This window comes from Streptomyces sp. DSM 40750, from assembly GCF_024612035.1.
GTDB lineage: Bacteria > Actinomycetota > Actinomycetes > Streptomycetales > Streptomycetaceae > Streptomyces.
This window is the reverse complement of sequence record NZ_CP102513.1, coordinates 3,079,805-3,101,488: the sequence shown is the minus strand read 5'-3', so window position 1 is coordinate 3,101,488 and position 21,684 is coordinate 3,079,805. Positions and strand designations below refer to the sequence as shown.

The 21,684-nt window shown below is 71.2% G+C and carries 20 protein-coding genes; 12 read left to right on the top strand and 8 right to left on the bottom strand.

Annotated features, from left to right (window positions below; translation table 11 throughout):
• Positions 1-44: 44 nt before the first annotated feature.
• Complete coding sequence (locus JIX55_RS13840; RefSeq protein WP_257563608.1) at positions 45-974, bottom strand: rhomboid family intramembrane serine protease; 930 nt, start codon at positions 972-974, stop codon at positions 45-47.
• A gap of 152 nt (positions 975-1,126) precedes the next feature.
• Here JIX55_RS13840 and JIX55_RS13835 point away from each other — a divergent pair, with 152 nt between their 5' ends.
• Together JIX55_RS13835 and qcrB are read left to right on the top strand one after the other, a co-directional pair.
• Positions 1,127-1,846, top strand: coding sequence for a vWA domain-containing protein (locus JIX55_RS13835; RefSeq protein WP_257563607.1), 720 nt, complete (start codon positions 1,127-1,129; stop codon positions 1,844-1,846).
• Positions 1,847-1,988: 142 nt separating this feature from the next.
• Positions 1,989-3,665, top strand: coding sequence for a cytochrome bc1 complex cytochrome b subunit (gene qcrB / locus JIX55_RS13830; RefSeq protein WP_257563606.1), 1,677 nt, complete (start codon positions 1,989-1,991; stop codon positions 3,663-3,665).
• Here the strand turns inward: qcrB and JIX55_RS13825 are convergent.
• Together JIX55_RS13825 and JIX55_RS13820 are read right to left on the bottom strand one after the other, a co-directional pair.
• A complete protein-coding gene (locus JIX55_RS13825; protein ID WP_257563605.1) occupies positions 3,640-4,617 on the bottom strand; it encodes an acyl-CoA dehydrogenase family protein in 978 nt (325 codons plus the stop codon). The genes qcrB and JIX55_RS13825 overlap by 26 nt on opposite strands.
• On the bottom strand, positions 4,617-5,756 hold the full coding sequence (locus JIX55_RS13820; RefSeq protein ID WP_257563604.1) for an acyl-CoA dehydrogenase family protein: 1,140 nt from the start codon (positions 5,754-5,756) through the stop codon (positions 4,617-4,619). Before JIX55_RS13820 ends, JIX55_RS13825 begins: the two co-directional genes overlap by 1 nt.
• A 90-nt stretch (positions 5,757-5,846) precedes the next feature.
• Here JIX55_RS13820 and JIX55_RS13815 point away from each other — a divergent pair, with 90 nt between their 5' ends.
• Genes JIX55_RS13815 through JIX55_RS13805 form a run of 3 tightly spaced genes read left to right on the top strand, consistent with a single transcriptional unit; the run spans position 5,847 to position 8,448 of the window.
• The gene (locus tag JIX55_RS13815) at positions 5,847-6,638 is read left to right on the top strand and encodes an SDR family oxidoreductase (protein ID WP_257563603.1); all 792 of its coding nucleotides are present in this window, start codon (positions 5,847-5,849) and stop codon (positions 6,636-6,638) included.
• Positions 6,639-6,652: 14 nt separating this feature from the next.
• Positions 6,653-7,267: a TetR/AcrR family transcriptional regulator gene (locus JIX55_RS13810; RefSeq protein WP_257563602.1), complete on the top strand. Its 615-nt coding sequence runs from the start codon at positions 6,653-6,655 to the stop codon at positions 7,265-7,267.
• Positions 7,268-7,290: 23 nt separating this feature from the next.
• On the top strand, positions 7,291-8,448 hold the full coding sequence (locus JIX55_RS13805) for an acetyl-CoA C-acetyltransferase (protein ID WP_257563601.1): 1,158 nt from the start codon (positions 7,291-7,293) through the stop codon (positions 8,446-8,448).
• A 33-nt stretch (positions 8,449-8,481) separates the two neighbouring features.
• Here the strand turns inward: JIX55_RS13805 and JIX55_RS13800 are convergent, their stop codons facing one another.
• Genes JIX55_RS13800 through JIX55_RS13785 form a run of 4 tightly spaced genes read right to left on the bottom strand, consistent with a single transcriptional unit; the run spans position 8,482 to position 11,904 of the window.
• On the bottom strand, positions 8,482-9,534 hold the full coding sequence (locus JIX55_RS13800; protein ID WP_257563600.1) for an NAD(P)H-dependent flavin oxidoreductase: 1,053 nt from the start codon (positions 9,532-9,534) through the stop codon (positions 8,482-8,484).
• Positions 9,534-10,265 (bottom strand): CoA-transferase subunit beta, encoded by a 732-nt coding sequence (locus JIX55_RS13795; protein ID WP_257563599.1) that lies wholly within the window; start codon positions 10,263-10,265, stop codon positions 9,534-9,536. The genes JIX55_RS13800 and JIX55_RS13795 overlap by 1 nt, the downstream gene beginning before the upstream one ends.
• The gene (locus JIX55_RS13790) at positions 10,262-11,119 is read right to left on the bottom strand and encodes a CoA transferase subunit A (RefSeq protein WP_257563598.1); all 858 of its coding nucleotides are present in this window, start codon (positions 11,117-11,119) and stop codon (positions 10,262-10,264) included. The genes JIX55_RS13795 and JIX55_RS13790 overlap by 4 nt, the downstream gene beginning before the upstream one ends.
• Positions 11,116-11,904: an enoyl-CoA hydratase family protein gene (locus tag JIX55_RS13785; RefSeq protein ID WP_257563597.1), complete on the bottom strand. Its 789-nt coding sequence runs from the start codon at positions 11,902-11,904 to the stop codon at positions 11,116-11,118. Before JIX55_RS13785 ends, JIX55_RS13790 begins: the two co-directional genes overlap by 4 nt.
• Before the next feature lie 66 nt (positions 11,905-11,970).
• On the opposite strand from JIX55_RS13785, the gene JIX55_RS13780 reads away from it, so the two are divergent.
• A complete protein-coding gene (locus JIX55_RS13780; protein ID WP_257563596.1) occupies positions 11,971-12,858 on the top strand; it encodes an SDR family oxidoreductase in 888 nt (295 codons plus the stop codon).
• Positions 12,855-13,772, top strand: coding sequence for an SDR family oxidoreductase (locus JIX55_RS13775; protein WP_257563595.1), 918 nt, complete (start codon positions 12,855-12,857; stop codon positions 13,770-13,772). The genes JIX55_RS13780 and JIX55_RS13775 overlap by 4 nt, the downstream gene beginning before the upstream one ends.
• 170 nt (positions 13,773-13,942) lie before the next feature.
• Here the strand turns inward: JIX55_RS13775 and JIX55_RS13770 are convergent, their stop codons facing one another.
• Positions 13,943-14,851: a hypothetical protein gene (locus tag JIX55_RS13770; protein WP_257563594.1), complete on the bottom strand. Its 909-nt coding sequence runs from the start codon at positions 14,849-14,851 to the stop codon at positions 13,943-13,945.
• Positions 14,852-14,934: 83 nt separating this feature from the next.
• On the opposite strand from JIX55_RS13770, the gene JIX55_RS13765 reads away from it, so the two are divergent.
• From JIX55_RS13765 to JIX55_RS13745, 5 genes are all read left to right on the top strand, one after another.
• The gene (locus JIX55_RS13765; protein WP_257563593.1) at positions 14,935-15,333 is read left to right on the top strand and encodes a chorismate mutase; all 399 of its coding nucleotides are present in this window, start codon (positions 14,935-14,937) and stop codon (positions 15,331-15,333) included.
• A gap of 123 nt (positions 15,334-15,456) precedes the next feature.
• Positions 15,457-15,999 (top strand): response regulator, encoded by a 543-nt coding sequence (locus JIX55_RS13760; RefSeq protein ID WP_257563592.1) that lies wholly within the window; start codon positions 15,457-15,459, stop codon positions 15,997-15,999.
• A 48-nt stretch (positions 16,000-16,047) separates the two neighbouring features.
• Positions 16,048-18,552 (top strand): aminopeptidase N, encoded by a 2,505-nt coding sequence (pepN, locus tag JIX55_RS13755; RefSeq protein ID WP_257563591.1) that lies wholly within the window; start codon positions 16,048-16,050, stop codon positions 18,550-18,552.
• Positions 18,553-18,765: 213 nt separating this feature from the next.
• Entirely contained in the window at positions 18,766-20,184 is a 1,419-nt protein-coding gene (locus JIX55_RS13750) for a pyridoxal phosphate-dependent decarboxylase family protein (protein WP_257563590.1), read from the top strand.
• Positions 20,181-21,641 (top strand): lysine N(6)-hydroxylase/L-ornithine N(5)-oxygenase family protein, encoded by a 1,461-nt coding sequence (locus tag JIX55_RS13745; RefSeq protein ID WP_257563589.1) that lies wholly within the window; start codon positions 20,181-20,183, stop codon positions 21,639-21,641. Before JIX55_RS13750 ends, JIX55_RS13745 begins: the two co-directional genes overlap by 4 nt.
• The last annotated feature ends 43 nt before the right edge of the window (positions 21,642-21,684 follow it).

Below are 21,684 nucleotides of genomic sequence, written 5' to 3'. Positions count from 1 at the left end.
GCCCGCCGGCGGCGGAATCTCCGCTGCCGGCGGGCGCGGCTCGCTCAGCCCGTCATCTGCGAAACCTTCGCGACCGCCAGCACCACCAGGAGCGCCAGCATCACCACACAGGCCCCTGACTGCACGAGGACCCGCCGCCGGTCCCGGGGCGCGTAGGCGAAGCCGAGGGCGATCAGGCCGCCGGTGAGGAGCCCTCCGAGGTGGCCCTGCCAAGACGTGACGACCGCCGAGATGACCAGCCACACCAGCAGGCCCGCCATGAAGCGGTTGATCCCCGCGGGGTCGGCGCCCAGGCGGCGGGCGAGGACGTAGTACGCGGTGCAGACGCCGAAGATCGCGCCGGAGGCGCCCACCGCGCTGGCGTCGGGGGCCAGCAGCAGGACGAGGACCGAGCCGCCCAGGGCCGAGATCAGGTACAGGGCCAGGTAGCGGGTGCGGCCCAGTTGGGACTCGACCACCCGGCCGACGTTCCACAGCGTGACCATGTTCATCACGATGTGGAGGATGCCGAAGGTGCCCTCGGTGGGCGGGAGGTGGAGGAAGGCGCCGGTGAGGAGGCGGTACCACTCGCCGTCGATCACGCCTTCGAGGTGGAAGTCGGCCGGGTAGGCGCTCTGCCAGACGTAGTGGAGGCCGTCCGGGCCGGCCAGGCCCCGGCCCAGCATCGCGAAGTCGTCCACGATCTCCGGGCGGAGCAGTTCGGCCACGTAGGCCATGAGGTTCAGGGCGATCAGGACGTACGTCACCAGCGGGACCGTCGAGATCCGGCCGCCGAAGACCGTGCGGGCCTGGCGGACCGTTCTCGCGCCCTCCTTCACGCACTCCGGGCACTGGTGGCCCACGGCCGCGTCCCGCATGCAGTCCGGGCAGATGAACCGCTCACAGCGGGTGCAGCGGACGTACGACTCCACTTTCGGGTGGCGGTAGCAGGTGGTGACGGCGGGCTCGGACGGCGACGGGGATTCGGGTTCCACGACCGGCTCCTTGTGGGTGCGGGACTGATGACGAGCCGGTGAGGACGGCGGCGAACAAAATAGCGAACGATGTGGGGTGAGTGGGGAGGGGGTGGCATGTGGGGTGCCATAGCCTCGGTTCTCCCGCCCAGCCTCGATGCCAGGAGACCCGCATGTCCGCCATCAGCCTCACCAAGGTCGAGGAGGCCGCCCCCGCGCTCGTCGACCTCTACAAGACCGCCGGCGTCTCCCTCACGAAGCACGGGCTCGACGGGTTGCGGGCCGCCGTGTACCTCGTCATCGACCACAGCGGTTCCATGAAGCCCTACTACAAGGACGGCAGCGTGCAGGCCCTCGCCGATCGGGTGCTCGGGCTGTCGGCTCATCTCGACGACGACGGACGCGTGCCCGTCGTCTTCTTCTCGACGGACATCGACGCCGTGACCGACATCGCCCTCGCCGACCATCGGGGGCGGATCGAGCGGATCGCGGCCGGGCTCGGGCACATGGGGAAGACCAGCTATCACCTGGCCATGGATGCCGTCATCGACCACTACCTCGACAGCGGCGCCACGGCTCCCGCCCTCGTCGTCTTCCAGACCGACGGCGGGCCCATCAACAAGCTCGCCGCCGAACGATACGTCTGCAAGGCCGCCCGCCTCCCCCTGTTCTGGCAGTTCATCGGCTTCGGCGATCCGGACAGCAAGCAGTTCGACTTCCTGCGCAGGCTCGACGAGTTGGCGGTGCCGGGGAAGCGGGTCGTGGACAACGCCGGGTTCTTTCACGCCGGTTCGGATCCGAGGGCCGTGTCCGACGGGGAGTTGTACGACCGGCTGGTGGGGGAGTTCCCGAAGTGGCTGGTGCAGGCGAGGGCCCGGGGGATCGTCGCGTAGGCGGATCGGCGCGATGTCACATCCGCGGGCTCGGGCTCGTCGAGTGAGGAGTGGAAGCGGAGCGGCGTAAACAGGGAGTGGTCCCCATTTACATCGCCGGGTGTGCGTGCCACTCTGGGGCGAGCCAAGGGGAGGGCGACGGATGGACGGCGGGCGAGCGGTCGGTACGGAGGGCGGCGGCGAAAGGGGCGCCGCGGCGGACGGTCGGAAGCGGCGGGGTGGAGCCGGCCCGGGGGAGCGGGTCGCGGACTGGGCCGACGGACGGCTCGGGCTGTACGGGCTCGCCAAGGCCAATCTGCGCAAGGTGTTCCCGGACCACTGGTCCTTCATGCTCGGCGAGATCTGCCTCTACAGCTTCCTCATCCTGATCCTCACAGGCGTCTGGCTGACCCTGTTCTTCGAGCCGAGCGGCGTCGAGGTCGAGTACCACGGCACATACGAGCAGCTCAACGGCGTCCTGATGACCAGGGCGTACGAGTCCACGCTGGAGATCAGCTTCGATGTGCGCGGCGGACTGCTGATCCGGCAGATCCACCACTGGGCGGCGCTCGTCTTCGTCGCCGGGATGCTCGTCCACATGATGCGGGTGTTCTTCACGGGCGCGTTCCGCAAGCCGCGCGAGATGAACTGGCTGTTCGGCTGGACCCTGTTGTTCCTCGGCATCATCACCGGCCTGACCGGCTACTCGCTCCCGGACGACCTGCTCTCCGGCACCGGCCTCCGCTTCGCGCAGGGCGCCATCCTGTCCGTCCCGATCGTGGGGACGTATCTCTCCTTCTTCCTCTTCGGAGGGGAGTTCCCCGGGCACGACATCATCTCGCGGCTGTTCCCGATCCATGTGCTGCTGCTGCCGGGGATCATGCTGGCGCTGGTCGTCGCCCATCTGATCCTGGTCTTCTACCACAAGCACACCCAGTACCCCGGCCCCGGACGGGACCAGAAGTCGGTGGTCGGCATGCCGTTCATGCCGGTCTACATGGCCAAGGCCGGCGGCTTCTTCTTCCTCGTCTTCGGCGTGCTCACCTTCATGGGCGCGATCGCGACCATCAACCCCGTCTGGGCCTTCGGGCCCTATCGCGCCGACCTCGTCACCACCGGCGCCCAACCCGACTGGTACCTCGGCTTCTCCGAGGGCCTCATCCGGGTGATGCCGGGATGGGAGATCAACGCCTTCGGACACACGCTCGTCCTCGGCGTCTTCATCCCCTTCTCCCTCTTCCCGCTGATCATGCTGGCCATCGGCGTCTATCCCTTCATCGAGGCGTGGATCACCGGCGACAAACGCGAGCACCACATCCTCGACCGGCCCCGCAACGTACCTGTCCGCACCGGCCTGGGCGTGGCCTGGCTGAGTCTGTACGGCGTCCTGCTGATCGGCGGCGGCAACGACATCGTCGCCACCCATCTCCATCTCTCCATCAACGCCATCACCTGGTTCGTACGTATCGGCTTCTTCGTGGTGCCCGTGCTCGCCTTCATCGTCACCCGGCGGATCTGCCTGGGGCTTCAGCGCAGGGACCGCGACCAGGTGCTGCACGGCCGCGAGACCGGCATCATCAAGCGGCTTCCGCACGGCGAGTACGTCGAGGTCCACGAGCCGCTCTCCCAGGAGCGGTTGTTCGCCCTCACGCAGCATGAGCAGGACCCGCCGTACGAGATCGGGCCGCTCGTCGACGCGGGCGGCGTGCGGCGCCGCGTCAAACCCGTCGACCGGCTGCGCGCCCGCCTCGCCCGCGCCATGTTCGGGCCCGGGACGCGGATCCCCAAGCCGACGGCCGAGGAGTACCGCGAGCTCACCAGCGGCGACCACCACCACTGAGGACCGCGCTCCGGCATGCGGCCGGCCCGCCCCACGCCGTCCGCAGCGCACGCGCCTTGGTCAGCCACAGCGACAGGTCGTACTCCGCCGTGTAGCCGATCGCGCCGTGCAACTGGAGTGCGGTGCGGGCGGTCGCGTACGCCGCCTCGCAGGCCGTCACCTTGGCGGCGGCCACGTCCGCCGGGTCCAGGGTGACCGCCGCGCCGAAGACCAGCGGCCGCGCGAACTCCAGGGCCACCTTCGCATCGGCGAGCCGGTGCTTCACCGCCTGGAACGACCCTATGGCGACGCCGAACTGGGTGCGTTGCTTGACGTAGGCCACCGTCCTGTCCAGGAGCGCCAGTCCGACGCCGAGGGCCTGGGCGGCGACCGCGAGACGGGCCCAGGTGAGCGCCTGCGGGACGGATGACGGGTTCGTGGCGAGGAGTTCGCCGCCGGGAGAGAGGGGGGTCAGGCGGCGGGCGGGGTCCAGGGAACGGCGGATCGGGCCGTGGCCGGGGGAGAGGCGCAGCCCGCCGGTGGCCGAGTCGAACGACAGACGGGTCGTCGCCGCGTCCCCGTCCAACGCGTACGACCCCGAAGGCGCGACCGTGGCCATCGCCTCCCCGGACACCAGCGCCGGGAGCAGCCGCTTGGCCGGGCCCGGGTCCTCCAGACCGGCCAGGAGGACCGCCGCCGTCACCGTCTCCACGAGCGGGCCCGGCACCGCGTGCCGCCCCAACTCGACGAAGGCGACGGCCAGTTCGACGGGCAGGGGCCCCATCCCCTCGTACGCCTCCGGAACGGCCGGCGCGAACACCCCCGCCCGCGCGACACGGGACCACAGCGCCCGACCTGCCCCGTGCTCGCCCCGCCCCCAGGCCCGTACGACCGGCGGGGTGTCGGCGGCCGTCAGCATCGCGTCCAACGACTCGGCGAACGCCCGCTGGTCGGTGTCGAGGAGGAAGCGCATCAGCGGCGGCCCTTCGGCAGGCCGAGCAGGCGCTCGGCGATGATGTCGCGCTGGATCTCGTTGGTGCCGGCGTAGATAGGGCCGGCGAGGGAGAACACATACCCCTCCGACCAGTCGCTGTCCGCCAACTCGCCCTCCTCGCCGAGCAGTTCGAGTGCCGTTTCGTGCAGGGCGATGTCGTACTCGGACCAGAAGACCTTGTTCAGGCTGGACTCGGGGCCGACCGACGTGCCCTCCAGGAAGCGGGAGGCGGCCGCGTACGTGAACAGCTGGTAGGCGCGGGCGCCGATCAGCGCGTCGGCCACACGGTCCTGTGCGGACACCGGGCTTCCCTGGGCGTGCCAGAGGTCGGACAGCCGGTTCGCGGAGGCCAGGAAGCGGCCGGGGGAGCGGAGCATCAGGCCGCGTTCGTTGCCGGCGGTCGACATCGCGATGCGCCAGCCCTGGCCGGGCTCGCCGATGACGTCCTCGTCCGGTACGAACACGTCGTCGAGGAAGAGTTCGGCGAAGGCCGGCTTGCCGTCGAGGCGGCCTGTGGGGCGGACCGTCACGCCCGGTGCGCGCAGGTCGAACATCAGATACGTCAGCCCGTGGTGGGGTTTCGGCGTGCCCGGCTCGCTGCGGAACAGGCCGAACGCGCGGTCCGCGAAGGCGGCGCGCGACGACCAGGTCTTCTGGCCGCTCAGCAGCCAGCCCCCGTCCGTGCGCACGGCTCTGGAGGTGAGCGAGGCGAGGTCGGACCCGGCCTCGGGCTCGGACCACGCCTGGGCCCAGACCACCGCACCGGAGGCCATCGGCGGCAGCACGCGGGCCCGTTGCTCCTGCGTGCCGTGGTCGAAGAGGGTCGGGGCGAGGAGGTTGATGCCGTTCTGGCCGACGCGCCCCGGGGCGCCCGCCGCGTAGTACTCCTCCTCGAAGAGCAGCCAGCGCAGCAGGCCCGCGTCGCGGCCGCCGTACGCGGTCGGCCAGTTCACTACCGACCAGCGGTCCGCGAACAGTTCGGCCTCCCAGGCGCGGTGGGCGGCGAAGCCCTCCTCGGTCTCCAGGGAGGGGAGCGGCTCGGGCGGGACATGGCCGCGCAGCCATGCGCGCGCCTCCGCGCGGAAGGCCTCGTCGGCGGGGGAATGGGCGAGGTCCACGGGTCACCCCTCTCTGCCTGGCAGGCGTTCGGCCTGTCCGACGAGCGGTCGGCCTTCCCTAACAAGTGTTTGGTAGGTTACCGTGCGGTCATGAAGAACGTCGAGGCTCCGGCGTACGTTCCCGGACACGGGCTGCTCCGCGGACGCACGGCCGTGATCACCGCGGCGGCCGGCGCGGGCATCGGCGGGGCGACCGCGCGACGCTTCCTGGAGGAGGGCGCGCGCGTCCTCATCAGCGACGCGCACGCGCGCAGGCTCAAGGAGTACGAGGCCGAACTGGCCGGAGAGTTCGGCGGCGAGTCGGTCGGGGCGATGCCTTGCGATGTGACCGACGAGGAGCAGGTGCGGGCGCTGTTCGACAGGGGCGTCCGGCTGCACGGACGGCTCGACATCGTCGTCAACAACGCGGGGCTCGGCGGCACCTCGGACCTCGTCGACATGACCGACGCACAGTGGTCGAAGGTGCTGGACGTGACGCTGAACGGCACCTTCCGGTGCACCCGGGCCGCCCTGCGGCTGATGCGGGAGAGCGGCGACGGCGGCGTGCTCGTCAACAACGCCTCCGTCGTCGGCTGGCGCGCCCAGGCCGGGCAGGCTCACTACGCGGCCGCGAAGGCGGGCGTGATGGCCCTGACCAGGTGCGCGGCGATCGAGGCGGCGGAGTACGGGGTGCGGGTCAACGCCGTGTCGCCGAGCCTCGCCATGCACCCGCACCTCGTGAAGGTCACGACGCCCGAGCTGCTGGAGGAGCTGACCGCGCGGGAGGCCTTCGGGCGGTACGCCGAGCCGTGGGAGGTGGCCAACGTGATCGTGTTCCTGGCGTCCGGCTACTCCTCGTACATGACGGGCGAGATCGTGTCCGTCAGCAACCAGCACCCATAAGGACAATGAACAGCGTGCCGACCAAGAAGAAGCCCCAGGTGACCGCCGCCGCGCCCGCCCGTCGTCGTGAACTCCTCGACAAGGCCGCCGACGTCTTCGCCGAGCTGGGCTACAACGCCACCACCGTCCGCAGGATCGCGGACGACGTGGGCATGCTCGCGGGCAGCCTCTACTACTACTTCGAGTCCAAGGACGCGATGCTCGAGGAGATCCTGCGGACCTTCCTCGACGAACTCTGGGAGGGCTACGACGCCGTCCTGGACGCCGAAACGGGCCCCCGGGAAACCTTCGAGGCCCTGGTCACCGAGTCGTTCCGGGCGATCGACCGGCACCGCGCCGCCGTCGCGATCTACCAGAGCGAAGCGAAACAGCTGATCCTCCAGGAGCGGTTCGCGTTCCTCGACCAGTCGCAGCGCAGGTTCGAGAAGGCGTGGCTGTCCACGCTGGAGCGCGGGGTCGCCGCCGAGGAGTTCCGGGCCGACCTCGACACGAGGCTCACCTACCGGTTCGTGCGCGACACCGTGTGGGTCGCCGCGTCCTGGTACCGGCCCGGCGGACAGCTCGGCCCGGAGGAGATCGCCCGACAGTACCTGTCGATGGTCCTGGACGGGATCGCCGTACGTGAATAACCGTTGACGTCAGGGGAGTTGACATGGCCGAGGCCTACATCGTCGAAGCGGTCCGGACGCCCGTCGGGCGGCGCGGGGGAGGGCTCGGCGGGGTCCATCCGGCCGACCTGGGCGCCCACGCGCTCAAGGCGCTCGTCACGCGCGCGGGCGTGGACCCGGCAGCCGTGGAGGACGTCGTCTTCGGCTGTCTGGACACCGTCGGACCACAGGCCGGTGACATCGCGCGGACCAGCTGGCTGGCCGCCGGGCTGCCCGAGGAGGTGCCGGGCACGACCGTCGACCGGCAGTGCGGCTCCTCGCAGCAGGCCGTGCACTTCGCCGCCCAGGCCGTGCTCTCCGGCACCCAGGACCTGGTGGTCGCGGGCGGCGTCCAGAACATGACGATGGTCCCCATCGCCTTCGCCTCCCGCCAGGCCGCCGTACCGCTCGGCCTCACCGAAGGCCCCTTCGCGGGCAGCGAGGGCTGGCGGGCACGGTACGGGGACCGGCCGGTGAACCAGTTCGCCGGCGCCGAGATGATCGCCGCGAAGTGGGGCATCAGCCGCCGCGACCAGGAGGAGTACGCGCTGCGGTCCCATCAGCGGGCGGTACGGGCCGTCGACGAGGGGCGCTTCGCCCGGGAGACCGTGCCGTACGGGGAGATGACCGACGACGAGGGGCCGCGCCGGGACACCTCCCTGGAGAAGATGGCCGCGCTGAAGCCGGTCATCGACGGCGGCACCGTCACCGCCGCCTGCTCCTCCCAGGTCTCCGACGGCGCCGCCGCACTGCTCCTGGCCTCCGAGCGCGCCGTACGGGAGCACGGGCTGACCCCGCGCGCCCGCGTCCACCACCTCTCCGTACGCGGCGAGGACCCCATCCGTATGCTCACCGCCCCGATACCGGCGACCGCGTACGCCCTGAAGAAGACCGGCCTCTCCCTCGACGCCATCGACCTCGTCGAGATCAACGAGGCGTTCGCGCCGGTCGTGCTGGCGTGGCTGAAGGAGACGGGAGCCGATCCGGAGAAGGTCAACGTCAACGGGGGCGCGATCGCCCTCGGACATCCCCTGGGCGCGACGGGTGCCAAGCTGATGACGACCCTGTTGCACGAACTGGAGCGCACGGGGGGCCGGTTCGGACTTCAGACCATGTGCGAGGGGGGCGGGCAGGCGAACGTGACGATCATCGAGCGGCTGTGACGGTCATCGGGCGGCCGGCGGTGGCCGCGACGATCACTGAGCGGCGCTGAGGCGCTCCCGTACTTCGTCCGCCTCCTTCATGATCCGCTCCACCAGCTCCGCGCACGACGGCAGGTCGTCGATCACCCCGGCGACCTGCCCGGCCGCCAGCACCCCCAGGTCCGTACGGCCGTCCACCATCGCCGACTTGAGCAGCATGGGCGTGTTGGCGGCGAGCAGGACCTGGCTCCAGGTGAGGTCCTTGCCGTGCCGCAGCGCGAGGCCGTCGCGGACCATGCGGCGCCAGGTGAGCCCGGACAACCGCCGGAAGCCGGCCGCGTGGCGTACGGCGTGCAGCAGGGCGCGCGTACGGCCGGACGCCTCCAGGGTGTTGACGAACTCCGTACGGAGCATGCGGTGCGGCAGCCCGTCCACGGCCGTGGTGACGGTGACGTCCTTCACCGTCGCCGCCAGATAGCGGGCCTTCACCGCGTCCGGCACCGTCGAGTCCGAGGTGAGCAGGAACCGTGTGCCCATGGCCACCCCGGCCGCCCCGAACGCCAGCGCGGCGACCAGACCGCGCCCGTCGTGGAAGCCGCCGGCGGCGACGACGGGGATGTCGACGGCGTCCACGACCTGCGGCAGCAGCACGGTCGTCGCCACCTCCCCGGTGTGCCCCCCGCCTTCACCGCCCTGCACGACCACCGCGTCCGCACCCCACGCGGCGACCTTCTCGGCATGCCGCCGGGCACCGATGGACGGGATCACGATCACCCCCGCGTCCTTGAGCTCGGCGATCAGCTCCCTGGACGGCGCGAGCGCGAAGGACGCCACCCGGACGCCCTCCTCGACGATGATCCGCACCCGTTCCCGCGCGTCCCCCGCGTCCGCCCGCAGGTTCACCCCGAAGGGCGCGCCGTCCGTACGGGACTTCACCTCCCGTACGGCGTCCCGGAGCCGGTCGGGCGTCATGGTCGCGGAGGCCAGGACGCCGAGCGCCCCCGCGTTCGCCGTGGCGGAGACCAGTCGGGGGCCGGCCACCCAGCCCATACCGGTCTGGACGATCGGATGGCGGACACCGACCAGCCGGGTGAGGGCCGTGTCCATCAGCCCTGGACCTCGCGTCGGCGGGTGCCCTCCGGGTCGATCACCTCGCGGATCAGCCTCAGCTCCGACGCGGTGGGGTCACGGGTGTACGGCACCTCGTCCGGGACGGCGAGCTCGAAGCCGGTCGCCTCCCTGACCTGCTCGACCGTGACACCCGGGTGCAGGGAAGCCAGCCGCATCGAGTGGTTGGGCGTGGCGAAGTCGAAGACTCCGAGGTCGGACACGACACGCGGGAGGTGATGGAAGCGGGCGGTCACGGGATGCTCGGCCGCGCGGTCGTAGCCGATCCCGCACACCATGTCGACCTTCTCGACGAAGACCCGCCGGGAGTGTTTCGGCACCCAGTAACTCGTCGCGTGATTCAGGGAGTTGACCGGCGCGCCGCGCACCCCGAGCAGCTGCCTGCGGGGCCGCTCCCAGTCGCCGACGCACGAGATGTTCTGGTTGCCGTGGCGGTCCAGCTGGCTCGCGCCCATCATCACGTGCCGCCTGCCGCCCGTGGCGAGGGCGAGGTGCCTGCGGTACGGCAGCCAGCCCTCCGGTGTCCCGTCGAGACCCACGAGCATGGCCTCGCCGTCGGTCAGCAACAGGTCCGGCGAGAAGGTCCGCTTGGCGAGGCGCGCGCCCAGGGAGGGGATGAGACCCATGGGGCTGGCGAGGATCTCCCCGGCCCCGCGCCAGGCCTCGGCGCAGGCGAGCACGCAGTACTCGGCGCGGGTCGCTCCGCTCATGAGCCCTCCTTGTGCCAGGCCCGCACGGCCGCCTGATAGGTGTGCTCGTCGCCCGCCAGGAACCGCTCGGCGAACTCCGCCCAGGGCGTGGTCGCGTAGTGCTTCTGGAACGCCTCGTCCCGCCCGTGATCGGGGGCGCAGGAGGTGAAGTGCGCGCCGTTCGGTGCTTCGACCACACCGGTCACCACATGGCGGCTGATCAGCAGCGTCTGGGGCGGGGCCTCCTTCATCAGCTCCGCCGTGGCGAAATTGTCGACGAGTCGCTCGCATGAGACGTACGCAGTGTCGGCCGCCTCGCAGAAGAGGTCGTCGAAGTACGGGTCCGGCCCCAGGTACTGGCCGTTGCCGAGCCGGTCGGCCCGGTTGACGTGCACGAACGCGGCGTCCAGGCGCAGGGCGGGCATGGCGACGAGGGTCTCCCCGTCGTCGTACGGCGACGTCACGGTCCGCAGGCCGGGGTTGACCCGCATCACGTCCGAGCCGATCCCGGCCCGTACCGGCAGGAAGGGCAGCCGGTTCGCGGCGGCCCGCAGCCCCCACATGAACATCGCCTCGTCGACCTCCATCAGCTCGAAGGCACCGCGCTCGCGTGCCGCGCGGAAGTGGGGTTCGAGGGGGATGGAGTCGAGGGTGGCGAAGGCGGCGACCAGCTTCCGGACGCGTCCGGCGGCGGCGAGCATGCCGACGTCCGGGCCGCCGTACGAGACGACCGTGAGATCGGTGATCTCGGACCGGAGCAGTGCTCTCACCAGCGCCATCGGCTTGCGGCGCGAGCCCCAGCCGCCGATGCCGAGGGTCATCCCGCTCGCCAGCCGCGAGACGGCCTCCTCGGCGGTCATCGTCTTGTCGCTCACCCAGGTCCCCTTTCTTTCGCGGCGTTCCCCTTGGCCTTCCCGGCTTCCCCGGCCTTCCCGAAGCTGTCGCGGACCTCGTCGGCCACCCCACTGAGGTTCGCCTCGAAGGTGAAGCCCTGCTCGAAGCGGTAGCTGCGGCGGACGTCGACGGGGTCGATGCCGTTGATGGCGGCCTTGGCCAGCCGGAGCAGCCGACCGTCCTTCGCGGCGATCTCCCGCGCCAACTCCAGCGCGGCGACGGCCAGTTCGGCGCGCGGCACGACCCGCCACACCGAGCCGTGCGCCCGCAGCTCGGCCGCGGTCGCCCTGCGCGAGGTGTAGTACAGCGCGCGCATCAGATGCTGCGGCACCAGCCGGGCCAGATGCGTCGCCGCACCCAGCGCGCCCCGGTCCAGCTCGGGCAGCCCGAAGGACGCGTCCTCACTCGCCACGATCGCGTCCGCGTTGCCCGCGAGACCGATCCCGCCGCCCAGACAGAAGCCCTGCACAGCGGCGACAACCGGCACCTCGCACTCGTACACCGCCGCGAAGGCCTCCGCACAACCGTGGTTGGCGCCGATCAACGCGCTCCGCCCCGCCGCCTGGATCTCCTTGATGTCCACCCCGGCGTTGAACCCGCGCCCCTCCGCCGCCAGCACGACACACCGGACCTCGGGATCACGGCCCGCCCCGCGCACGGCGTCGGCCAGCTCGAACCACCCGCGCACCGGCAGCGCGTTGACGGGCGGGAAATCGACCGTGACAACGGAAATCCCCTTTTCCGGGGACGAGGTGGAGACACCCATCGGAGCATCAGCTACCTTCCACCTAACGTTTGTTAGGTACATCTCTTGTGTGGAAGGTAGCAGCGGATGCGGCTCAACGGGAAGCTCGCCGTCATCACCGGCGGCACACGCGGCGTCGGCGCCGGCATCGCCCGAGCCTTCATCGAAGCCGGCGCCGAGGTCGTGACCTGCGCCCGCCACCCACCCGAAGTGCCCCTCAAAGGCGCCGAGTTCGCACCCCTGGACGTACGGGACCCCGACGCCGTACACCGCTTCTTCGCCGAACTGCCCCGCGTGGACGTCCTCGTCAACAACGCGGGAGGTACCCCGTACCGGCCACTCACCGGAACCGGAACCGGAGCTGGGACCGGAGCCGGGACTGAAGACGCGACCGCGACCGCGACTGCGACCGACGCCCGCCGCCACGCCCGCGTCATCGAACTCAACCTCACGGCCCCGCTGACCGTCTCCCTCGCCGCCCACGCACACCTGCGGCGGGCCAGGGGCGCGATCGTGATGATCGGCAGCGTGAGCGGCAGCCGCCCGTCGCCCGGCTCGGCGGCGTACGGCGCGGCCAAGGCCGGCCTTGAGCACCTGGCCCGCACGATGGCCGTGGAATGGGCCCCCGAGATACGCGTCAACACCCTCGTCCTCGGCATGGTCCGCACGGAACTCTCCCACCTCCACTACGGCGACGACCACGGCATCGCGGCCGTCGCCCGCACGGTCCCCCTGGGCCGCCTCGCCGACCCCTCCGACGTGGGCGACGCGGCGGTCTTCCTCGCCTCGGAGGCGGCGGCGTACATCACCGGCGCCTCCCTGCTCGTCCACGGCGGCGGCGAACACCCCGCCTTCCTCGACGCGGCGACGGCAAACAGGGAACAGACGACGGCCGGCACCCACAAAGAGAAAACGGCTGACACCGACGAAGACAAAACGGCTGACGCCGACAAGGAGAAAGGGGATCCGCGATGAGCGGCACACACCGGCTCTGCGCAGGGCGCGTCGTGATCGTGACCGGCGCGGGCCGCGGCCTCGGTCGCGCCCACGCGCTCGCGTACGCCGCCGAGGGCGCCCGCGTGGTCGTCAACGACCTCGGCGTCGGACTCGACGGCACGCCGGACCCCGACAGCCCGGCCGCCCGGGTCGTCGAGGAGATCCGCGCCGGGGGAGGGGACGCGATCGCCCAGGGCGGGGACATCGCCACGACCGACGGCGCCGCCTCCCTCGTACGCACCGCCCTGGACACGTACGGTCGGCTCGACACCCTCGTCAACAACGCCGGCTTCCTCCGCGACCGCATGCTCGTCAACCTCGACGAGGACGACTGGGACGCCGTCCTCCGCGTCCATCTCAAGGGCCACTTCCTCCCCCTCAAGCACGCGGCCGCCCACTGGCGCGCCGAGACCAAAGCCGGCCGCACCCCCACAGCGAGAGTCATCAACACCAGCAGCGGCGCGGGCCTCCTCGGCTCACTCGGCCAGGCCAACTACAGCGCCGCCAAGGCCGGCATCATCGGCCTCACCCTCGTCGCCGCCGCCGAACTGTCCCGCTACGGCGTCCAGGTCAACGCCATCGCCCCCGCGGCGCGCACGAGGATGACCGAGGGCGTCTTCACCGAGGCCATGACCGCGCCCGGCACCGGCTTCGACGCGATGGCCCCGGAGAACGTGTCGCCCTTGGTCGTCTGGCTGGGCTCCGCCGCGAGCGAGGGCGTCACCGGCCGGGTCTTCGAAACAGAGGGCGGCCGCATCACCGTCATGGAGGGCTGGCAACCGGGCCCCACCGCGGACAAGGGGGCACGCTGGGATCCGGCGGAGGCAGGGGAGACGGTACGGAAACTACTGGCGGAGGCGGAGACCCCGAGACCGGTATACGGGTCCGGCTGAGCCGCGACCGTCCTCCCCTCCTGACCAGGCCCGCGCCCGGGTTTTTCAGGGGCGCGGGGAACTGCGCGACCAGCCCCCACGCACCCGCACCCGCCAATGCACCGAACCAATCACCCCCACCCGCGCCCCAAAACAACACGCACGCCCCAAAACCCACCCCGCCCCAAAACCTACGTGTCACACTCCAAAACCGTCCGACACAACCCACACCGAGCCCGAACCCGTCCCCGAACCGGCACCCGAATCCTCTGATGACACGTCGGACAGGGAAACGACACCCGCAGCGGCTCCCGCCCATCAGGCGTGAACGCATACGGCACCCCCGACGGCACCCCCGACAGCGGCGCGGCCGACCGCAGGTCCTGCGCATGGCGCCGATCCCGCGCGTACCGCCGCCGCCCCGCCCACCCCGCCGCCGTCAGCGGCGGCTGCTGCTCATCCCGGCGAGCCCGCACCCGGCCCTCCGCGTACGCGGAATACGCCTGGGGACTGGTGAACCACACCGAAGGATCCTCCCCGAACACCTGCGCCCGCTTCGCCAGCACGTATCCGAACTCCTCCGGCGTCAGATACCCCAGCTTCTGCGACGACGCGGCATCCTCCCGGAACGCGTCCAGCAGCAGCCATCCCGCCCCCAGATACGTCGCCGCCGTGTCCGTGAGGATCTCGTTGTCGCGGGTACCGGGAAAGGACAGCCCGAGCCGGTGCAGATAGACGTGCATGACCTCGTGGGCGAGGGCCGCGCCGATGTCCCGGCGGTGGGTACGGAAGCGGTCGTTGAGCTCGATGAAGTACTCGGGCCCAGCGGCCAGCTCGACGTTCGCCGCCTGGGTCATCTCCCGGAACCCGACGATCATCCGGGCGTCCGGCAGCCGATAGTGCCGCACCAGCTCACGGGCCACCCGCTGGGCGCCGAGATGCAGATCGTCGGTGTCGCAGAACGCCACGTCGACGGGGGCCACACTGGTGGCGAAGGCCTGGATCGTGTCGTACGAGAGCCGTTTGTACAGCGCGGTGATCGCCGCCCGCACGGTGTCCAGATGCGGGTAGCCGTGCTCGACAGGTCCGCCGTTCGCCACGTCCGCACCCCCTGAGACGCCTCGATACGTTCCACTCTAAGCCGACGCGGGCGACGCATCGCCTGCGACGTAGGGTGACGACCATGACCACCAGCAACACCAACGAGGCGCACTCCGGCGCGGTCGACGCGGACGTACGGGCGGAGCTCACGCGGCTGCGGGACAGCATCGACAACATCGACGCCGCCGTCGTCCACATGCTCGCCGAGCGCTTCAAGTGCACCCAGCGGGTCGGCCACCTCAAGGCCGCGCACCAACTGCCCGCCGCCGACCCGACCCGTGAGGCGCAACAGATCAACCGGCTGCGCGGGCTCGCCGAAAGTGCCAAGCTGGACCCGGCGTTCGCGGAGAAGCTGCTGAACTTCATCATCGCCGAGGTCATCCGGCACCACGAGCGCATCGCGGACGACACCCTGAACGGCACGGCAGGCACGGCAGGCACAGCAGGCACAGCAAGCACGGCGGCAGACGCAGGGGAGTGACATCGAGTCCCCCTACGGACATCTGCGGGAGCACTCCTTGTCAGGGCACGGCTACAAGCAGTGAGAAACTCGGGCCCAGGCCGCCGAACACGAGCCGACGGCCCGAGCGAGGAGGCATCGGCCATGCTGTCGGAAGCCAGGATCCTCATCGTCGACGACCATGAGGACACGCTGTACGCCCTGGAGAGCGCCCTGGCCCCCCTGGGCTATCGGCTGACCCGCGCCACCGGCGGCGACGCGGCCCTCAAGGAAGTCCTCCGCGGCCAGGTCGGCCTGCTCCTCCTCGACGTCCGCATGCCCGGCGTCAGCGGCCTCGACGTCGTCCGCTACATGCGCGGCGTCGAACAGACCCAGCACATCCCCGTCATCCTCCTCACCGGCTTCGGCCCCGACGCCGAACTCACCTCCGCCGCCTTCCACCTCGGTGTGGCCGACCTCGTCATGAAACCCATCGATCCCTGGGCCCTGCGCACCAAGGTCCGTTACCTGTACGACGCCCACGCACGCTCCCTCGCCCTGGAACGCGAGGTCCGCGACCTGCGCGTCCGCCTCAAGGACCACGAGGGCCGCGAGGACCACAAGGACCACAAGGACCACGATCGAGCGGAACACCCCCACGCCCGGCGCGTACCCGCGCAGGCCGACGGCGCGAAGGACCGGACATAAACCGCAGACCAGGCCCGCCCCTGTCCCGTGCCAAAGGCATCAGGCAGCATGTCCCTCATGTCCGTACTGACGCGCGACGAAGCGCAAGCCCGTGCCCGGCTCCTCGACGTCCACCGCTACGAGATCGCACTCGACCTCACGCGCGGCGCCGAGACCTTCGACTCCCGTACCGTCATCCACTTCACCGTACGGGGGAAGAAAAAGGCCGCGGACACCTTCGTCGAGCTCAAGCCCGCCGAACTGCGCTCCGTCACCCTCGACGGCGAGCCCCTCGACCCGGGAATCCTCGACGGGAACCGCCTCCTCCTCAAGGGCCTCACCGCGGGCAAGCACGAACTGCGCGTCGACGCCGCCATGCGCTACTCCCGCACCGGCGAGGGCATGCACCGCTTCACCGACCCCACCGACGGCGAGACCTACGTCTACACCCAGCTCTTCATGGAGGACGTGCAGCGCGTCTTCGCCGCCTTCGACCAACCCGACCTCAAGGCCGTCTTCGACCTCACCGTCACCGCCCCCGAGGCCTGGACCGTCCTCGCCAACGGCATCACCGAACAGCAGGACGACGGCACTTGGCGCGCCGCCACCACCCCCCTGATCTCCACCTACCTCGTCGCCGTCGCCGCCGGCCCCTGGCACTCGGTCCGCACCGAACACCGCGGCCTGCCCTTCGGCATCCACTGCCGCCGCTCCCTCGCCCCCTACCTGGACAACGACGCCGACGAGATCCTCGACGTCACCCGCGCCTGCTTCGACCGCTACCACGAGAAGTTCGAGGAGCCGTACCCCTTCGACTCCTACGACCAGGCCTTCGTCCCCGAGTTCAACGCGGGCGCCATGGAGAACCCCGGACTCGTCACCTTCCGCGACGAGTTCGTCTACCGCTCCGCCGTCACCGACACCGAACGCCAGACCCGCGCCATGGTCATCGCCCACGAGATGGCCCACATGTGGTTCGGCGACCTCGTCACCCTCAGGTGGTGGGACGACATCTGGCTGAACGAGTCCTTCGCCGAGTACATGGGCTACCAGACCCTCACCGAAGCCACCCGCTTCACCGACACCTGGGTCGACTTCGGCATCGCCCGCAAGGCCTGGGGCTACGACGCCGACCAGCGCCCCTCCACCCACCCCGTCGCCCCCGAAGCCGTCGACGACACCGCCGCCGCCCTCCTCAACTTCGACGGCATCTCCTACGCCAAGGGCGCCTCCGCCCTGCGCCAACTCGTCGCCTGGCTCGGCGAGAAGGACTTCCTCGCCGGCATCAACGCCCACTTCACCCGCCACCGCTTCGGCAACGCCACCCTCGCCGACTTCATCGACAACCTCGCCGGCGCCACCGAACGCGACGTCCACGCCTGGGCCGACGCCTGGCTGCGCACCACCGGCGTCGACGCCCTCACCCCCAAGGTCACCCGCGGCACCGACGGCACCTACACCCTCACCGTCGACCACACCGGCAGCCGCCCCCACCACATCGCCGTCGGCATCTACGACCAGGACCTCGGCGACGACCAGGGCCACCTCACCCTCCGCGACCGCATCGAACTCGACATCCCCCAGACCGCCGACCGGCCCATCGGCAAGCGGCCCGCACTGCTCCTCCTCAACGACGGCGACCTCACCTACGCCAAGGTCCGCTTCGACCCCGACTCCTTCACCGCCGTCACCGGCCACCTCTCCGGCCTCCCCGACCCGCTCACCCGCGCCGTCGTCTGGAACGCCCTGCGCGACGCCGTACGCGACGCCGAACTCCCGCCCGCCGCCTACCTGGACGCCGCCCGCGCCCACCTCCCCCGCGAGACCGACCTCGCCGTCGTCCAGGGCGTCCTCACCTTCGCCGCCACCCAGGTCGCCGACCGCTTCCTCGCCCCCGAGCAGCGCCCCGCCGGCCTGTCCACCCTCAGCTCCCTGTGCCGCGACCTCATCCGCCGCACCGAGGACGGCGACAACCCCGGCCTGCGCCTCACCGCCGTACGCCACTTCATCGACGTCGCCGCACACCCCGAGACCATCGCCGCGTGGCTCGCCGACGGCACGGTTCCGGGTGGGCCCGAACTCGACCCCGAACTGCGCTGGCGAGTCCTCAGCCGCCTCGCCGTCCTCGGCGCGGTCGACGCCGACGCGATCGCCGAAGAACTGGAGCGGGACCCGAGCGCCACCGGCCAGGAGGGCGCCGCCCGCTGCCGGGCCGCGCTGCCCGACCCCGACGCCAAGCGCGCCGCCTGGGAGGCGATGTTCGCCTCCGACGACCTCTCCAACTACCTGTTCACCGCCACGGCCCAGGGGTTCTGGCAGCCGGAACAGGCGGATGTCCTCGGGGAGTACGTCCAGCGGTACTGGGCCGACGCGGTGGCGCTGGCCGCCCGGCGAGGGCCGGCCATGGCGGAGGCCGCCGGGCGGTGGGCGTTCCCGGTGTACGCGGTGGACTCCGAGACGCTGGGACTGGGGGAGCGGTGTCTCCGGGACGACGAGCCGATTCCCGCGCTGCGGCGGAAGCTGGTGGATCAACTGGACGATTTGGGGCGGGCGTTGAAGGTGAGGGCGGTGTAGGCGTCCAACGGGGGCGCGCCATGGGGCGTGGGGCCGTCGGCAGGCTCACGGTGGTGTGTGGCTGATCGCCCACGCGGCGGAGCGGCACACTGACACAGCCCCACGCCCTTAGGGCGCCCTCTCCTACCCTCTTTTGGTTGTAATTAACGACTTTTTCGGGCCCAGCACCCAATTGGCGTACAAGATGGGATTCCCCGCGCCCCGGAGGAACCCATGCCCACCCCGCCCCTCGCCTCAGGACCCCAAGGTCCCGGCGCGCTCCGGCCCTTGCTCGACTCGGTGCTCGTCGCGTTGCGGGAGGGGGCCGACGCGCGGGGTGGACCCCTCCCCGCCGGTGGCCCGGAGGCGGTCGCCGACCTGGTGCGGGACGCGCTCGGCGAGCCACTGCCCGCCGAAGGCGACCCGCAGGCCCTGGGCCGGCTGGTCCGCGCCCTCGCGGCAGGCACCGCCGACCCCGCCGACCCCCTGTGCGCGGCCCACCTCCACACCCCGCCCCTGGCCGTGGCCGCCGCCGCCGACCTCGCCGCCTCCGTGCTGAACCCGTCGCTCGACTCCTGGGACCAGGCGCCGGCGGCCTCCGCGCTCGAAGCGCTGGTCACCCGGGCGCTGGCCGAGGAAATCGGTGCCGCCGACGCCCTGGTCACGACCGGCGGCACCGAGTCCAACCAACTCGCCGTCCTGCTGGCCCGGGAGGCGCACGCCGGAGTACGGCTGGTCTGCGGGGCCAACGCCCACCATTCCCTCCTCCGTGCCGCCTGGCTCCTCGGCCTCCCCGAGCCCGTCACGATCCCCACCCCGGCCGGCACCCTGGACCCCGCCGCCCTGGACGCCGCCCTCGCCCACCTCCAAGGGCCCCTCCTCGTCGCCGCCACCGCCGGCACCACCGACGCCGGTCTCATCGATCCGCTGCCCCGGATCGCGACCCTCTGCCAGGCCCACGGCGCCCGGCTGCACATCGACGCGGCCTACGGCGGCGGTCTCCTCTTCAGCGACCGGCACCGGGACCGGCTCGACGGTCTCGCCCTCGCCCACACCGTCACCCTGGACCTGCACAAACTCGGCTGGCAGCCGGTCGCCGCCGGACTCCTCGCCGTACGCGACGCGGCGGACCTCGCCGTACTGGGGCAGCAGGCCGACTACCTCAACGCGGACGACGACACCGAGGCCGGCCTGCCCGACCTGCTCGGCCGGTCACTGCGGACGACCCGACGGCCCGACATCCTCAAGATCGCCGTGACCCTCAAGACCCTGGGCCGCGGCGGACTCGGCGCGCTCGTCGACCAAGTCTGCGAACTCGCCCAGGAGTTCGCCTCGACCATCGAGGCACACCCCGGCTTCGAGCTCTACGACCGGCCCACGATCAGCACGGTCCTGTTCCGGCCCGCCGAGGCGTCCGACGACACCGTGGCCGCCGTACGCCGCCACCTGCTGCACGACGGCCGGGCCGTCATAGGCCGCGCCGTACTCGACGGCCGCCTGTGGCTCAAGGTCACCCTGCTCAATCCCCACGCCCGGGCGGGCGACCTCGCCGCCCTGCTGAAACTCGTAGAGCTCGTGGAACCGTCAGGCCTCGCGGAACTCCCCGAACTCCCAGAACTCCCCGAACCTTCAGAAGGAATCACCCCTGCATGAGCACGTCCCCGACACCCCCGAACACCCCCGCCGACCCGCCCCCGAGCCACGAACCCGAAGCCCCCCGCGACCTCGTCGGCGTCGGCATCGGCCCCGCCAACCTCTCCCTCGCCGCCCTCGCCCACCCCCTCACCGAACTCGACGCCGTGTTCTACGAGCAGCGCCCCGGATTCGACTGGCACCCGGGGCTGCTCATCGAGGGCGCCACAGTCCAAGTGCCGTTCCTGGCGGACCTGGTGACGCTCGCCGACCCGGTCAGCCCCTGGTCGTTCCTGAACTACCTCAGAGCCCGCGACCGGCTCTTCCCGTTCTACTTCGCCGAGCGGTTCCACATCCAGCGCGCCGAGTACGACGCCTACTGCCGCTGGGTCGCCGAGAGCCTGCCCGGGCTGCGGTTCGGGCATCAGGTCGACTCGGTGCGCTGGAACCCCGAACGGGACCTGTTCGAGGTCGACGTCAGCGAACTCGACGGCGACGGAGAGGTCGAGGCACTCGGACGTACCTACGCGCGGAACATCGTTCTCGGGGTCGGCACCGAACCGTATGTGCCCGAGCCCCTCAAACCGCTTGTCGAGGCGGCCGGCGTGCCCGTCATCCACGCCGCGGACTACCTCGGCGAGCGCGACCGTCTGCTGACGGCCGGACATGTCACCGTCATCGGCGCCGGGCAGTCGGGCGCGGAGGTCTTCCTCGATCTGCTGCGGCACCGGCCCACCGGGCGGGAGCGGCTGCACTGGCTGGGCCGTACGGAGGCGTTCGCGCCCATGGAGTACTCCAAGCTGGGCCTTGAGCACTTCACACCGGACTACACCCGCTACTTCCACGCCCTCGCCGAACCCACCCGGGACCGGCTGGTCGCCGCCCAGTGGCAGCTCCACAAGGGCATCGGCGCCGACACGATCGCCGCGATCCACGACGAGCTGTACCGCCGCACCCTCGACGGCGGCTGGCCCGACGCGGTCCTCACCCCCGGCGTCAACGTCCGCACGGCCGGCCGGCTCGCCACCACCAAGGTCGAACTCCACCTCGAACACATCGAGCAGGGCACTCGCTCCCGCCTCACCACCGACGCCGTCGTCCTCGCCACCGGCTACCGCGAGCGCCCCCTGGACCGCGTCCTCGCCGGCCTCGACCCCTACATGCGGCGCGACAGCCGTGAGCGGCCCCGCGTCGACGAGAAGTACCGGATGATCCTCGACCCGTCGGTCACCGCCGCCGGCTGTCACGTCTACGTCCAGAACGCCGAACTGCACACCCACGGCGTCGGCGCCCCCGACCTGGGTCTCGCCGCCTGGCGCAGCGCCACCATCCTCAACACCCTCACCGGCAAGAAGCCCTACCCACTCCCGGGCCGCACGGCCTTCACCACCTTCGGCTTCGAACCCCGGCCCCAGATTCCGCCCGCGCGGCAGGAGAAGACCCTCACTCCGCTGACGCCCCTCGCCGACGCAAGGTAATCGAAGCGCAAAGAAGTAGGGCAGGAGTGATGACGGCTGCAAG

Bases quoted from the DNA above. Each gene is read 5' to 3' on its own strand.
- JIX55_RS13835 (WP_257563607.1), top strand. From the start codon at position 1,127: ATGTCCGCCATCAGCCTCACCAAGGTCGAGGAGGCCGCCCCCGCGCTC.
- JIX55_RS13795 (WP_257563599.1), bottom strand. From the start codon at position 10,265: ATGAGCGGAGCGACCCGCGCCGAGTACTGCGTGCTCGCCTGCGCCGAG.
- JIX55_RS13825 (WP_257563605.1), bottom strand. From the start codon at position 4,617: ATGCGCTTCCTCCTCGACACCGACCAGCGGGCGTTCGCCGAGTCGTTG.
- JIX55_RS13760 (WP_257563592.1), top strand. From the start codon at position 15,457: ATGCTGTCGGAAGCCAGGATCCTCATCGTCGACGACCATGAGGACACG.
- JIX55_RS13815 (WP_257563603.1), top strand. From the start codon at position 5,847: ATGAAGAACGTCGAGGCTCCGGCGTACGTTCCCGGACACGGGCTGCTC.
- JIX55_RS13800 (WP_257563600.1), bottom strand. From the start codon at position 9,534: ATGGACACGGCCCTCACCCGGCTGGTCGGTGTCCGCCATCCGATCGTC.
- JIX55_RS13780 (WP_257563596.1), top strand. From the start codon at position 11,971: ATGCGGCTCAACGGGAAGCTCGCCGTCATCACCGGCGGCACACGCGGC.
- JIX55_RS13765 (WP_257563593.1), top strand. From the start codon at position 14,935: ATGACCACCAGCAACACCAACGAGGCGCACTCCGGCGCGGTCGACGCG.
- JIX55_RS13750 (WP_257563590.1), top strand. From the start codon at position 18,766: ATGCCCACCCCGCCCCTCGCCTCAGGACCCCAAGGTCCCGGCGCGCTC.
- pepN (WP_257563591.1), top strand. From the start codon at position 16,048: ATGTCCCTCATGTCCGTACTGACGCGCGACGAAGCGCAAGCCCGTGCC.
- JIX55_RS13775 (WP_257563595.1), top strand. From the start codon at position 12,855: ATGAGCGGCACACACCGGCTCTGCGCAGGGCGCGTCGTGATCGTGACC.
- JIX55_RS13785 (WP_257563597.1), bottom strand. From the start codon at position 11,904: ATGGGTGTCTCCACCTCGTCCCCGGAAAAGGGGATTTCCGTTGTCACG.
- JIX55_RS13745 (WP_257563589.1), top strand. From the start codon at position 20,181: ATGAGCACGTCCCCGACACCCCCGAACACCCCCGCCGACCCGCCCCCG.
- JIX55_RS13805 (WP_257563601.1), top strand. From the start codon at position 7,291: ATGGCCGAGGCCTACATCGTCGAAGCGGTCCGGACGCCCGTCGGGCGG.
- qcrB (WP_257563606.1), top strand. From the start codon at position 1,989: ATGGACGGCGGGCGAGCGGTCGGTACGGAGGGCGGCGGCGAAAGGGGC.